Source organism: Xanthomonas sp. F10 (genome assembly GCF_014206815.1).
Lineage (GTDB): Bacteria > Pseudomonadota > Gammaproteobacteria > Xanthomonadales > Xanthomonadaceae > Xanthomonas_A > Xanthomonas_A indica.
In genome coordinates this window covers 564,988-577,964 of the sequence record NZ_JACHNP010000001.1, presented here as the reverse complement: position 1 = coordinate 577,964, position 12,977 = coordinate 564,988, and the positions used below count along the sequence as shown (strand labels likewise).

The following is a 12,977-nucleotide window of genomic DNA, read 5'->3' as shown; positions in this document are numbered from 1 at the left end:
CCCGGCTTCTTCAGCCGATGACGAACAACGGCTGATCAAACTCCACCGGCTGGCCGCTTTCGCCCAGGATCGCGACGATGGTGCCGGAGACGTCGGCTTCGATCGGGTTGAACATCTTCATCGCTTCGATGATCGCCAGGGTCTCGCCGGCCTTGACCGCCTGGCCGACGCTGACGAAGGCCGGCTTGTCCGGGGCCGGCGAGGTGTAGAAGGTGCCGACCATCGGTGCGCGCAGCACGTGGCCCTCGGGCAGGGCGTTGCCGGGCTTGGCGCTGCCGCCGGTGGAGGCCTCGGTGGGCGAGCTCATCGGCATCGGCGCAGCGGCGGCCGGCGCGGCCGCGGGGGCGGCGGCCACGTACTGCGGCGCGCTGGCGGTCATGCCCTTGGGGGTGCGCGCCAGGCGCACGCTTTCCTCGCCTTCCTTGATCTCGATCTCGGCGAGATTCGATTCTTCCAGCAGGTCGATCAGTTTCTTGATTTTGCGGAGATCCATAACGGCCTCGTGAGGTGACTCGGAAAAAGACCGGGCGCGCGGCCCGGGGACTCAGACGGGGGTGCGGGGCGCCGGTCGGGTGCGGCTCATGCGGCCGCTCCCAGCCGGGTCAGCGCCGCGTCCATCGCATAGCGGTAGCTGTCGGCGCCGAAGCCGCAGACCACGCCGACCGCGTGGTCGCTGAAATAGCTGTGGTGGCGGAACGGTTCGCGGCTGTGCGGGTTGGACAGGTGGATCTCGATGAACGGGATCGCCACCGCCGCCAGCGCGTCGCGCAGCGCCACCGAGGTATGGGTGAACGCGGCCGGGTTGATCAGGATGAAGGCGGTGCCGTCGCCGCGCGCGGCCTGCACCCGGTCCACCAGCACGTGCTCGGCGTTGGACTGCAGGCTCTCCAGCTGGTGGCCGGCGGCGCTGGCCTGGGCCTGCAGTGCGGCATCGATCTGCGCCAGGGTGGCATGGCCGTACACGCCCGGCTCGCGGGTGCCGAGCAGGTTGAGGTTGGGGCCATGCAGCAGCAGCAGTCGCGCCATCGGGAACAAAGCAGCCGAAAGGGCGGCAGTCTGCGCGAAGCCGGCATTGCTGTCCAGTTCGGCGAAGTTGCGGGCGTTTTAAACAATCGTTTGATTTTTCCGCCCGGCCGCAGCGGCGTGCGGGGGCATGTGCCCGGCCTCGGCGGCGTGGGATAGCGCGCTGCGCCGCGGCCTGCGGTTATGTCGCATCTTGCGCCGGACCATGCAAGTGTCGCCGCAGCATGGGACAGGGACATGGCGGCCGGGACCACGCACGGCGCACAGCGATGCGCGGAGTGGTATATACCATTTCAAAATCACTGACATACCAGTCGAGGGTGGACGCATGCGAACCGACCGAATTGGCCGTGGCGGCCTTGCCCGCTCCATCCTGGCGCTGGCGCTGCTGGCCGGCGCGATCGCCGCGCCCGCGCTGGCGGCGGCGCCGGCGACGCTGCCGGCGGTGTACCCGGCGCCCACTGCGCTGCGTCTGCTCGGGCCGGAACTGCCGCTGGGGCCGTCGGTGGTGCTGGTGCAGGCCGGCACGCCCGATCCGGCCACCGACGCGCTGGTGCGCGCGGTGTTGCGCGAGGCCGGGGTCTCTCGCATCCGCCGCGCCAGCGCGCTGCCGCGCGACCCGCAGGCGGTGGCGGTGGTGCTCGGCACGGTCGACGCGGCACCGGTGCGCGATGCGCTGGCCGTCGTCGACCTGGACGTGCCGGAGCGCGCGGAAGGCTATGCGCTGGGCAGCGTGGCCCGCGGCCGCGGCGCGCTGATCGTGCTGGCCGGCCGCGACGGCGACGGCCTGTACCACGCGGCGCAGACGTTCCGGCAACTGGTCGCACACGGGCGCATCGCCTCGGTGGCGGTGACCGACGCGCCGGCGATGCCGGTGCGCGGCACGATCGAGGGTTTCTACGGCAAGCCCTGGAGCATGGCCGAGCGTGCCGCGCACCTGGCGTTCCTGGCGCGCTTCAAGGCCAACACCTACATCTACAGCCCCAAGGACGACGCCTTCGCGCGCGACCGCTGGCGCGCGCCGTACCCGGCGGCCACGCTGGCGGCGCTGGGCACGCTGGCCGCAGTCGCCAACCGCGAGCACATCAACTTCGTCTACGCGCTCTCGCCGGGGCCGTCGATCTGCTACAGCGACGCGGCCGACCTGCAGGCGATCCGGCGCAAGTTCGCCGCGTTGCGCGCGCGCGGCGTGCGCAGCTTCTACATCGCCTTCGACGACATCGAATACACCAAGTGGAACTGCCCCGGCGATGCCGCCGCGTTCGGCCCCGCCGGCGAACAGGCCGCGGCCACCGCGCAGGCGCAGCTGCTCAATGCGGTGCAGGCGGACATCGCCGCGGCCGGCCACGGTGCGCTGATCATGGTGCCGACCGAGTACTTCAACGTCACCGAGTCGCCATACAAGGCGACGCTGCGGCAGGCGCTGGATCCGCGCGTGGTGGTGCAGTGGACCGGCACCGACGTGGTCCCGGCGTCGATCTCGGTCAGCGACGCGAAGAACGCGACCAAGGCGTTCGGACGCAAGACGCTGCTGTGGGACAACTACCCGGTCAACGATTTCGCCGAGACCGCTGGGCGCCTGCTGCTGGCGCCGTACGACCGCCGCCAGGCCGGGCTGTCGGCGGAATTGAGCGGCATCGTGGCCAACCCGATGAATCAGGAAGTGGCCAGCCGGCCGGCGGTGGCCGGGCTGCTCGCCTTCGCCTGGAACGACCGCGGCTACGACGCGCCGCGGACCTGGCGCGCGGCCGCGCGCGACCTGGCCGGCGGCGATGCGCTGGTGGCCGACTCACTGCTCACCTTCTTCGACACCCAGCACCTGGCGCCGACCTTCGGCCATCTGCCCTGGCAGCCACAGGCGCCGCGGCTCAAGGTGCTGATCGACGCCGCCCGCGATGCGCTGGCCGACGGCGATCCGGCCGCCCGCACCGCGGCACTGGCCGCGCTGGGGCGCGCCGCCGACGACCTGGCGGCTGCGCCGCAGCGCATCCGCGCCGGCACCGCGACCGGCGCGTTCGTGGCCGAGGCGGCGCCGTGGCTGGACGCGACCGCGTTATGGGGCCGCGCGCTGCGCCTGAGCGTGGACGGGCTGAACCAGGCGCTGGCCGGCGATCCGGCAGCCGGGCAGGCCTTTGCCGCCGCCAGGCAGCTCGCCGCGCAGGCGGCGGCGATTCCCTCCATTCCCGGCGCCACCCGCTTCGGCGGCCCGGTCAAGGTCGCCGACGGCGTGCTGGATACCTTCATCGCCGATGCGCCCGGGCTGGTGGAGCGCCCGCCGACGCGCTAGTGGACGGCTGGCGCTCGGCGCTGCAGACCTGCTCATGGGCATCGCCCATGTGCTGATGCCCGATCGCCATGCCGCGCAGCGCACGCATTAACCGGCGATTTACACCAGCGCGCCGCATCCGGGGCACAAAGGACACCCCGAGCGGCCAAGGTGCGTGCCATGCGAATCGCGATCATCGGCGCAGGATTCTGCGGCAACGTGCTGGCCGCGGCGCTGGCCCGGCAGGGCACCGCCAGCCGCATCACCCTGGTCGGCATGGCCGACACCTTCGGCCGCGGCGTCGCCTATGGCGCGGCGCGGCCGGAGCATTTGTTGAACGTGCGCGCCAAGGACCTGGGCGTGGATCCGCAGGATCCGGGCGGGTTCGCCGCGGCGCTGCAGCTGGATGCCGCGCAGGGCATGGCGTTCCTGCCGCGGCTGCAGTACGGCCAGTACCTGGAGCGGCACCTGGCGGCCGCCCTGGCGGAGTCGGCCACCGAGGTGGTGCCGCTGGCGCAGGAGGCGGTGGCGCTGGAGCGCGATCCGCACGGCTTCCGCGTGTTCCTGGCCAACGGCGAGGATTTCGCCAGCGACGTGGTGGTGCTGGCGATCGGCGCATTGCCGCCGGCGGCGCTGCCGGGCATCGGCCCGCGCCTGGCGGTGCACCGGCGCTACATCGGCTGGCCGTGGCAGGACGGCGTGCTCGACACGGTGCCGCCGCAGGCGCGGCTGCTGCTGGTCGGCACCGGGCTGACCATGGCCGACGTGGCCCTGACCCTGCGCCGGCGCGGCCACCGTGGGGCGATCACCGCCTTGTCGCGGCGCGGCCTGGCGCCGCAGGCGCACCTGCCGCAGCCGGGCGCGCCGGTGAGCCTGCCGCCCAGCGTCGTACAGGCGCTGCGCAGCCACGACCTGCGCGGCCTGCTGCGCAGCCTGCGCCAGCTGACCACGGTGGTGGAGGACTGGCGCTGCGTGGTGGATGCGCTGCGTCCGCATCTGCAGCCGTTCTGGAGCGGGCTGGCGCCGGCGGCGCGCGCCCGCTTCCTGCGCCATCTGCGGCCGTACTGGGAGGTGGCGCGGCACCGCCTGGCGCCGACCGCGGCCACCGCGTTGGCGCAGATGCAGCAGCAGGGGCAGTTGCGGATCCGTGCTGGCCGCTTGCTGCGTGCGCGCCTGGGCGAGGACGCCGTGGAAGCGGTGATCCGCGACCGCGCCGACCGCGGCGCGCGCACCGAGCAGTTCGACGTGCTGATCCGCGCCACCGGGCTGGATACCGACGTCGCCCGCACCAGCCATCCGCTGGTCGCGGCGCTGCGCGAAGCCGGCCTGCTGCAGGCCGATCCGCTGGGTCTGGGGGTGGTGGTCGATCCGCGGCTGCGGGTGCGCGACGCCGGCGGCCAGCCGGTCGCCGGGCTGTACTGCCTGGGACCGCTGTTGCGCGGCGGGCTATGGGAGATCACCGCGGTGCCGGAACTGCGCGCCGCCGCGCAGCGCCTGGCCGAGGAGCTGGCGACGCTGGCGCAGGCGCGAACCGCCGATGGCGGTGCCAGTGGCGATGCGCCGCAGCGGCTGGCGTTCTAGCGCTGGATCCCGCGCGTTACTAGCTGTCCGTAGGAGCGGCTTCAGCCGCGACCGGGCTTTACCGGTAATGTCTGGTCGCGGCTGAAGCCGCTCCTACGCGAGCGCGTCCAGCGCTCTTCCGGCTAGCGTGGCGGCTGGGCGCCACCGCCCACCCAGCCCTCCACTTCGCCCGGCGCGAACGGGCCGAGCTTCTGCCTGACGATGCGGCCGTCGGCGTCAATCAGCACGCTGTACGGCAGCAGGCCCTGGATGTCGCCCAGGCGCACGCTGGCGTCGGCCGGGCCGGGGGTCTCAAGCGCGATCGGGTAGCCGATCGGCACCCGTTGCAGGAAGGCGCGCACGTCCTCGGCACGGTCCAGGGCGATGCCCAGCACCTGCAGGCCGTCGGTGGGCTGTGCGCGCGCCAGCCGGTCCAGCTCCGGCATCTCGCGCACGCACGGCTCGCACCAGCTCGCCCACACGTTGACCAGCAGCGGCCGGCCGCGGAACTGCGCCAGGGTCAGCTGGCCGCCGTCGAGCGTGGGCAGGCGCAGCGCCGGGGCGGGATCGCCCGGGCGCGCCGCGGCGACCGGCGGCGCTGCCGCATGGCCGCTGGCCGTGGCGGACGTTGCCGGGGCCATCGCCGGCGTCCGCCGTTCCCACCAGTGCGCCGCCGCCACGCCGAGCACCGCCGCCACCGCGGCGACCGCCAGCAGGCGCGCGCTGGCGGGGGTCATCGCGCCGCGCGCAGCAGGGCGTCCTCGACCACCGCCTGGCTCAGCACCGGCGGCAGCACCGTCGGCGGCGCGCCGGGCCCGTACACCACGTACAGCGGCACGCCCACCGCCTTGTGCTCGGCGAGGAAGGCGCTGATGCGCGGATCCTCGTTGGTCCAGTCGCCCTTCATGTACACCGCGTCCACCCGCTTGATGGTGTCGCGGAACGCGTCGCTGTCGAACACGTTGCGCTCGTTGGCCTTGCAGGTGACGCACCAGTCGGCGGTCATGTTGACGAACACCACGCGGTTGTCGGTGCGCAGGCGGTCGAGCATCTGCGGCGAATAGGCCACGGTGTTGCGCTCGACGCTGGCGCTGGGCGGCGGCAGCCGGGTCACGCCCCAGGCCGGCAGCAGCGCCAGCAGCAGCAACACGCTGGCCATGCGGGTGCCCAGCGCATGCCCGCGCCAGCGCGCGCGCTCGAACCACCACAGGCCCAGCGCCAGCAGGGTGGCGCCGATCAGCAGCAGCGCCACCGCGTCCACGCCGCGCTGCTTGCCCAGCACCCACAGCAGCCAGATCGCGCTCAGGTACATCGGGAACGCCAGCACCTGCTTGAGCGTCTCCATCCAGGCGCCCGGCTTGGGCAGGCGCTTGGCCAGCGACGGCACGAAGCCGATCAGCAGGAACGGCAGCGCCAGGCCCAGGCCCAGGGTCAGGAACACCAGCATCGCCATCGCCGGCGGCGCGGTCAGCGCATAGCCCAGCGCCGGGCCCATGAACGGGCCGATGCAGGCGCTGGATACCACGCAGGCCAGCACGCCGGTGAAGAAGTCGCCGACCGGGCCGCTGCGCGTGGACAGCGACTGACCGACGCCGCCGAGGTTGGCGCTGAGGGTGAACACGCCCGACAGGCTCAGCCCGACCACGAACATCAGGTACACCAGCACCGCGACGAAGCCCGGGCGCTGCAGCTGGAAGCCCCACAGCAGGCGCGCGGCCACGGCGATGCCGCCGACCACGGCGAAGGAGGCGAGCACGCCCAGCGTGTACCACAGCGCATGGCTGCGGGCGCGGCCGCGGCTCTCGCCGCTCTGCGCCAGGCCCAGCACCTTCAGCGACAGGATCGGCAGCACGCACGGCAGCAGGTTCAGCAGCAGGCCGCCGCCGAGCGCCAGCAGCAGGATCCACAGCAGGTTCTGCGTGGCCGCCGGCGGTGCGGCGCTGCGCGCGGCGTTGTGCGCCGAGGCGTCCGGCGTCGCCGGCAGGGCGTCGGCGGCCGTGGCGGCGGCCGCGTCGTTGGCATCGGCCTGGCGGCTGTCCAGCGGGGTCACCAGCAGCGGACTCACCTCGGCCTGGTCGGCCGGGGTGACGGTGCCCTTGGGCAGCGCCAGCTTCACCCGCCGGGTCATCGGCGGGTAGCAGATGCCGTCGGTCTGGCAGCCCTGGAAGGTCGCCACCAGGGTCGCGGCGGCGGCGTCGGCGCGCTGGCGCTGCAGTGGCACGGTGACCTCGGTCTGGTCGAAGTACACCACGACCTTGCCGAAGTGTTCGTCCTGGTGCGAACTGCCCTTGGGCCAGCGCGGCATGCCGGTGCGGATGCCGGGCGCGCCTTCCAGCGCCAGCGCGGTGCGGTCGCGGTACAGGTAGTAGCCGGGCGCCGGGGTGAAGCGCAGCAGCAGGGTATTGCCGTCGCCGACGATGGCTTCGAAGTGGAAGGCCTGGTCCGAGGGCAGGGGCAGGCCCTGCACCGCGCCGGCGCCGGCGCCGAACAGCGGCTTGGCGCCAATGCTCGCGCCCAGGCCACTGCCCGGCAGCCCGCCCATCGCGGCCGGCGCCGGCGTGGGATCGGCAGCGGCGGTGGCGGTGGCGGTGGCGGCCGGCAGGGTCACCTCGAGCAGGCGCTTCTGCGGCGGGTAGCACACGCCGGCATCGGCGCAACCCTGGTAGCGCACCTCGACCTGCACGCGGTCGGTGTCGGGGTCGGCGATGCCGCTCTGCACCGCGTTCAGCGCGTCGCGGTAGGTCTCCACCTCGCCGAAGTACGGGTCGGTCTTCTTGTGGCCGGCCGGCAGCTGCAGGGTCGGGTTGGGCCTGAAGCCGCCGATCACCTTGACCGCGATGCGGTGCCGGTACAGGTAATAGCCCTTGGCGATGTCCCAGTGCAGCGCGATGCGGCCGCGTTCGGGCGCCTGCGCGCTGAGCGCGAAGGCCTGGTCCACCGGCAGCAAGTCCTTTTCGCTGATCGCCAGGGCGGGGAAGGCGGCCACGGCCAGCAGGCACAGGGCGGCGAGGCGGTGCAGCAGGGTCATCGGCTTACGGTTCCTCACGGGTTTCGGCATGCACCCACTGCAGGTAGGCCGGCAGGCCGCCGGCGACCTCGAGTTCGACCAGTTCGGGGACTTCGTAGGGATGCAACGCGCACAGCCGCTGCTGCAGGGCAGGCAGGCGGTCGGCGGCGGTCTTGATCAGCAGCAGCACTTCCTCGCCCTGTTCCACCGCGCCTTGCCAGCGGTAGGTGGACTGCACGCTAGGCAGGCGGCTGACGCAGGCGGCCAGGCGCTCGTCGACCAGCGCCTGGGCGACCCGCGCGGCGCTGGCCGGATCGGGGCAGGTGCTGAGCAGCAAGCGGAGGGCGGGCGCGGACATGCGGCCGACAGTATAGGGATGCCGGCCGCGCTTTGGCGGCGCCGGTCCATGGCCGGCCGCCGCGCATCCCCAATCCCAACTCGCACATCCCCGGCTTTTCAGCAGCCGAATGGCTGATCATCCCCGCCCGCTGCAGCCGCAGCGGGCGAGGCAACACGGCTCAGTTGAGCAACTGGCAACTGGCCGGCTTGGCCGAGGTGAACAGCGACGAGGTCGCCCACTCGGGGTGGTCGATGAACGGGTTGCGGTTGCCCTGGAAGCTGTAGATCACCTCGTTGCGGGCGCGCTCGGCGTCGTCCGGCGGATCCTGCTGGCTCCATGCGATCAGGGTCGACAGCAGGCCCATGTAGGCCGGCGAGGACGAGGTCTTGACGATCTTGCTGCGGTCGTCGGTCAGCTCCAGGTCCGGCTCAGACTGCCCGGTCTTGGCGTCGACCCCGCCTTCATAGCGGATCGCCATGTACATCACCGCACGCGCCATGTCGCCCTTGCGGTGGTCCCACACCTCGAAGGTGCCGCTGTTGCCGTCCGGGGTGCGCACCCAGTTGGAATTGCCCGGGTAGCGGCCGCTGCCGCCGCCGAAGCCGGCGTTGGCCTCGGTGGCGCGCTCACCGCAGTTGCTGTCGCACTTGGCGTAGGGCTTGTTGCCGCGGTCGGCGTTCCAGGTGGCGTCGGTCAGGTACAGCATGTGGGTGTCGGTGTACGGCGCGTAGGGCAGGCCCTTGTTGCCGGTGGAGGTGCCGAAGCCCAGCGAGTTCGGCCAGCTGTGCTCGCGGTTGTACTTCAGGCCGCTGCCGCTGCCGGCACGGTCGGTGCCCTTGGCGTAGCTGCGGTTGCGGTAGGCGTCGAGGACGCGCTGGCTGTTGTTCGGATCCTCGTCGGCGATCTCCAGGATGGCCCAGGTATCGGTGCCGGAGCTGCTGCTGTACGGGTAGACGGTATGGCCCTTGATCGTCTCGTGCAGCGAGCAGCGCAGCTGGCTCGGGCTGGAGGTGTTGACGTGCGAATAATAGGTGCCGGCGCCGCTGCCGCCGCCGCCGGAACCGTTGGCGACGTTGAAGGCGACGCTGCGGTCCTGCGCCGGATGCGCGCCGTCGGCATCGCTCACACGTGCGGCGACGATGCTCAGGGTGCAGCTCTCGCCGGCCTTCAGTGCGGTGTTGGTGGACAGCGCGAATTGGGTGCCGCTGCTGGGGTAGGTCAGCGCCACGCTGCCGGACTGCTGGCAACTCAGGCCGAACGCGCCGCTGGCCAGGCTCACCGCCTCGCTGAAGGTCACCGCCAGGTCGCCGGCGGCGGGGAAGTCGGTGGCGCCCTGGGTCGGGGTGGTGGCGGTCACGGTCGGCGCGGCATTGCTGCTGCCGCCGGCGAAGGTCTGGCCGTTGTTGCAGGCGCCGAAGGTGCTGGTGGCGCTGTCGCTCCAGCTGAAATCGGCCGCGGCGCTGCCGTTGCCGCGCAGCTGCAGCGAGGTGCCGGCCGGGGTGCTGTTGCTCTCGCTGACCGGCAGGTTCTGGCTGGTCATGCCCGCGGCGGGGCCGCCGCCGCCGGTGATGCTGCCCTCGTAGCTGAGGAACTGCACCACCTTGCCGTTGCCGTCGACCAGCGCCAGGCCATCGTTGGGCCCGTTCTGGATGCCGTTGCTGGCATAGCTGACCGTGGCGATGCGCACCTGCCCGCCGCAGCTGACCAGGTTGCCGGCCGGCACCGCGCTGTTGGCGTAGGCGGTGGCCGAGCTCGGGTTGCTGCCGTTGTACAGATAGACGCGGTAGCCGCTCAGGCTCTCCCCGGCGGTGGCGACGATCTCCACGCCTTCGTCGGTGTCGCCGGCGGCGGTGGCATCGTCATAATGCAATTCATTGATGAATACGGCAGCCTGGGCCGGCCCGGCAAGGGCGAGCAGGCAGGCCAGCGGCAGCGCAACGGCGGATGGCTTCATCGACAACTCCTTTTGGTGACGGATCCCCCCCTGGGTCCGGGCTCAGCCTAGCCTGCCTCTGTGACACTGTGACGGGATTCGGTCACTGCTTGGCACGCAAGGCACGTCTTCGGCAAAAATTTTTTGCCCGCAGCCCTTGAAAGCGCCGGCCACGGCACTACATCAGGCGCATCCCGGCGCTACCGGGTTTTTTCGCGAGCGTTGCTGGCAGTCGTCATGGGCGAGTGCTAACATCGCCGGCCTTTCCTAGACCAATCAATCACTTAAGAGGTCTCTCTCAATGAGCATCAAGCCGCTTCACGACCGCGTCGTAGTCAAGCCGATCGAAGCCGACGAAATCTCCGCCGGCGGCATCGTGATCCCGGATTCGGCCAAGGAAAAGTCCACCAAGGGCGAAGTCGTGGCCGTCGGCGCCGGCAAGCCGCTGGACAACGGCAGCGTGCGCGCCCCGGCGCTCAAGGTCGGCGACAAGGTCATCTACGGCCAGTACGCCGGTTCCAGCTACAAGGCCGAAGGCGTCGAGTACAAGGTGCTGCGCGAAGACGACGTGCTGGCGATCGTCGGCTGAAGCCGCCGATCGCGGGATTCGGGAATCGGGATTCGGGATTGGCAAAGGCGCCAGGCGCCGCGCGACCCGACATCTCCCCCGAATTCCGCTCTAGCGAATCCCTAATCCCCAATCACGAATCCCGGAGCAATACACATGGCTGCCAAAGATATCCGTTTCGGTGAAGACGCCCGTTCGCGCATGGTGCGCGGCGTCAACATCCTCGCCAATGCCGTCAAGGCGACCCTGGGCCCGAAGGGCCGCAACGTCGTGCTCGAGAAGAGCTTCGGCGCCCCGACCATCACCAAGGACGGCGTCTCCGTCGCCAAGGAAATCGAACTGGCCGACAAGTTCGAGAACATGGGCGCGCAGATGGTGAAGGAAGTCGCCTCCAAGACCTCCGATAACGCTGGCGACGGCACCACCACCGCCACCGTGCTGGCGCAGGCGCTGATCCGCGAAGGTTCCAAGGCGGTCGCCGCCGGCATGAACCCGATGGACCTCAAGCGCGGCATCGACAAGGCCGTCGTGGCCGCCGTGGCCGAGCTGAAGAAGATCAGCAAGCCCACCGCCGACGACAAGGCCATCGCCCAGGTCGGCACCATCTCCGCCAACTCCGACGAGTCGATCGGCAACATCATCGCCGACGCGATGAAGAAGGTCGGCAAGGAAGGCGTGATCACGGTCGAGGAAGGCTCGGGCCTGGAGAACGAGCTGGACGTGGTCGAGGGCATGCAGTTCGACCGCGGCTACCTGTCGCCGTACTTCATCAACAACCAGCAGAGCCAGCAGGCCGACCTGGACGACCCGTTCGTGCTGCTGCACGACAAGAAGATCTCCAACGTGCGTGACCTGCTGCCGGTGCTGGAAGGCGTGGCCAAGGCCGGCAAGCCGCTGCTGATCGTCGCCGAGGAAGTGGAAGGCGAGGCGCTGGCGACCCTGGTGGTCAACACCATCCGTGGTATCGTCAAGGTCGTGGCGGTCAAGGCTCCGGGCTTCGGCGATCGTCGCAAGGCGATGCTGGAAGACATGGCCGTGCTGACCGGCGGCACCGTGATCTCCGAGGAAGTGGGTCTGGCGCTGGAGAAGGCGACCATCAAGGACCTGGGCCGCGCCAAGAAGGTGCAGGTCTCCAAGGAGAACACCACCATCATCGACGGCGCCGGCGACACCTCGGCGATCGAGTCGCGCATCAAGCAGATCAAGGCGCAGATCGAAGAGACCTCTTCGGACTACGACCGCGAGAAGCTGCAGGAGCGCGTGGCCAAGCTGGCCGGCGGCGTGGCGGTGATCAAGGTCGGTGCCTCGACCGAGATCGAGATGAAGGAAAAGAAGGCGCGCGTCGAAGACGCCCTGCACGCGACCCGCGCGGCGGTGGAAGAAGGCGTGGTCCCGGGCGGCGGCGTGGCGCTGGTGCGCGCGCTGAGCGCGATCGGCGAGCTGAAGGGCGCCAATGAAGATCAGACCCACGGCATCCAGATCGCGCTGCGCGCGATGGAAGCGCCGCTGCGCGAGATCGTCACCAACGCCGGCGAAGAGCCGTCCGTGATCCTCAACAAGGTCAAGGAAGGCAGCGGCAACTTTGGCTACAACGCCGCCAACGGCGAGTTCGGCGACATGGTCGAGTTCGGCATCCTGGATCCGACCAAGGTGACCCGTTCGGCGCTGCAGAACGCCGCCTCGATCGCCGGCCTGATGATCACCACCGAAGCGATGGTGGCCGAGGCCCCGAAGAAGGAAGAGCCGGCCGCGCCGGGCGGCATGGGTGGCGGCATGGGCGGCATGGGCGGCATGGATTTCTGATCCAGCCGGCTTCGGCCGACCTGTTCCACGCAATCGAAAGGAGCCCCGCAGCGATGCGGGGCTCTTTTTTTGTGCCATCGACATGGTGGCATGCCGATGCGCTTGTCCGCGCGTTCGTACGCCCTGGCCACGCCGCGGCGCATCCACCGGTCGCGTCGCCGCAGAACCTGCTTGGCGAGCGTCTGTAGGGCACTTCGGCAAAGACGAGGGAACCATGCTGTAGGAGCGGCTTCAGCCGCGATGAAGCGTTACCGGCAATGCCCGTCGCGGCTGAAGCCGCTCCTGCGAGGGCAACGGCGTGTCTCGCCGAGCCGCGACAAGCAGCGACAAGCAGCGAAGTGCATTCTGGAAGCTGCCTGCAGCCGCGCTCGCGCGATCTCCCCAACCGAGGCGCGGCACAGGCGCGCCAGGCGGCAGTGCCCCGACAGGCGGGATGAGAAATCTAGGCGTCCCGCCATGCGCCAAACAACGCGAGAC

At 70.7% G+C, this 12,977-nt stretch carries 10 protein-coding genes; 4 read left to right on the top strand and 6 right to left on the bottom strand.

Annotated elements, in window-relative coordinates; genetic code table 11:
- Positions 1 to 10: 10 nt before the first annotated feature.
- Both accB and aroQ read right to left on the bottom strand, forming a co-directional pair.
- Positions 11 to 493 carry an acetyl-CoA carboxylase biotin carboxyl carrier protein gene (gene accB, locus FHR56_RS02525; protein WP_148827977.1) on the bottom strand — a complete coding sequence of 161 codons (483 nt, stop codon included), beginning with the start codon at positions 491 to 493 and terminating at the stop codon, positions 11 to 13.
- A gap of 86 nt (positions 494 to 579) precedes the next feature.
- Positions 580 to 1,026, bottom strand: a complete 447-nt coding sequence (aroQ, locus tag FHR56_RS02520) for a type II 3-dehydroquinate dehydratase (protein WP_160946166.1) — start codon at positions 1,024 to 1,026, stop codon at positions 580 to 582.
- A 325-nt stretch (positions 1,027 to 1,351) separates the two neighbouring features.
- On the opposite strand from aroQ, the gene FHR56_RS02515 reads away from it, so the two are divergent.
- The gene (locus FHR56_RS02515) at positions 1,352 to 3,310 is read left to right on the top strand and encodes a beta-N-acetylglucosaminidase domain-containing protein (protein ID WP_160946167.1); all 1,959 of its coding nucleotides are present in this window, start codon (positions 1,352 to 1,354) and stop codon (positions 3,308 to 3,310) included.
- 159 nt (positions 3,311 to 3,469) lie between these two features.
- Entirely contained in the window at positions 3,470 to 4,870 is a 1,401-nt protein-coding gene (locus FHR56_RS02510; RefSeq protein WP_160946168.1) for an FAD/NAD(P)-binding protein, read from the top strand.
- A gap of 122 nt (positions 4,871 to 4,992) precedes the next feature.
- Here the strand turns inward: FHR56_RS02510 and FHR56_RS02505 are convergent, their stop codons facing one another.
- The 4 genes from FHR56_RS02505 to FHR56_RS02490 form a co-directional block, all read right to left on the bottom strand.
- Positions 4,993 to 5,586 carry a TlpA disulfide reductase family protein gene (locus FHR56_RS02505; protein ID WP_160946169.1) on the bottom strand — a complete coding sequence of 198 codons (594 nt, stop codon included), beginning with the start codon at positions 5,584 to 5,586 and terminating at the stop codon, positions 4,993 to 4,995.
- Positions 5,583 to 7,877 (bottom strand): protein-disulfide reductase DsbD, encoded by a 2,295-nt coding sequence (locus tag FHR56_RS02500; protein WP_160946170.1) that lies wholly within the window; start codon positions 7,875 to 7,877, stop codon positions 5,583 to 5,585. Before FHR56_RS02500 ends, FHR56_RS02505 begins: the two co-directional genes overlap by 4 nt.
- A gap of 4 nt (positions 7,878 to 7,881) precedes the next feature.
- Positions 7,882 to 8,214, bottom strand: a complete 333-nt coding sequence (gene cutA / locus FHR56_RS02495) for a divalent-cation tolerance protein CutA (RefSeq protein WP_160946171.1) — start codon at positions 8,212 to 8,214, stop codon at positions 7,882 to 7,884.
- A gap of 160 nt (positions 8,215 to 8,374) precedes the next feature.
- Positions 8,375 to 10,150, bottom strand: coding sequence for an endonuclease (locus FHR56_RS02490; protein WP_160946172.1), 1,776 nt, complete (start codon positions 10,148 to 10,150; stop codon positions 8,375 to 8,377).
- A gap of 280 nt (positions 10,151 to 10,430) precedes the next feature.
- On the opposite strand from FHR56_RS02490, the gene FHR56_RS02485 reads away from it, so the two are divergent.
- Positions 10,431 to 10,718 (top strand): co-chaperone GroES, encoded by a 288-nt coding sequence (locus FHR56_RS02485; RefSeq protein WP_010340979.1) that lies wholly within the window; start codon positions 10,431 to 10,433, stop codon positions 10,716 to 10,718.
- 135 nt (positions 10,719 to 10,853) lie between these two features.
- Positions 10,854 to 12,500, top strand: coding sequence for a chaperonin GroEL (groL, locus tag FHR56_RS02480; RefSeq protein WP_010340980.1), 1,647 nt, complete (start codon positions 10,854 to 10,856; stop codon positions 12,498 to 12,500).
- The last annotated feature ends 477 nt before the right edge of the window (positions 12,501 to 12,977 follow it).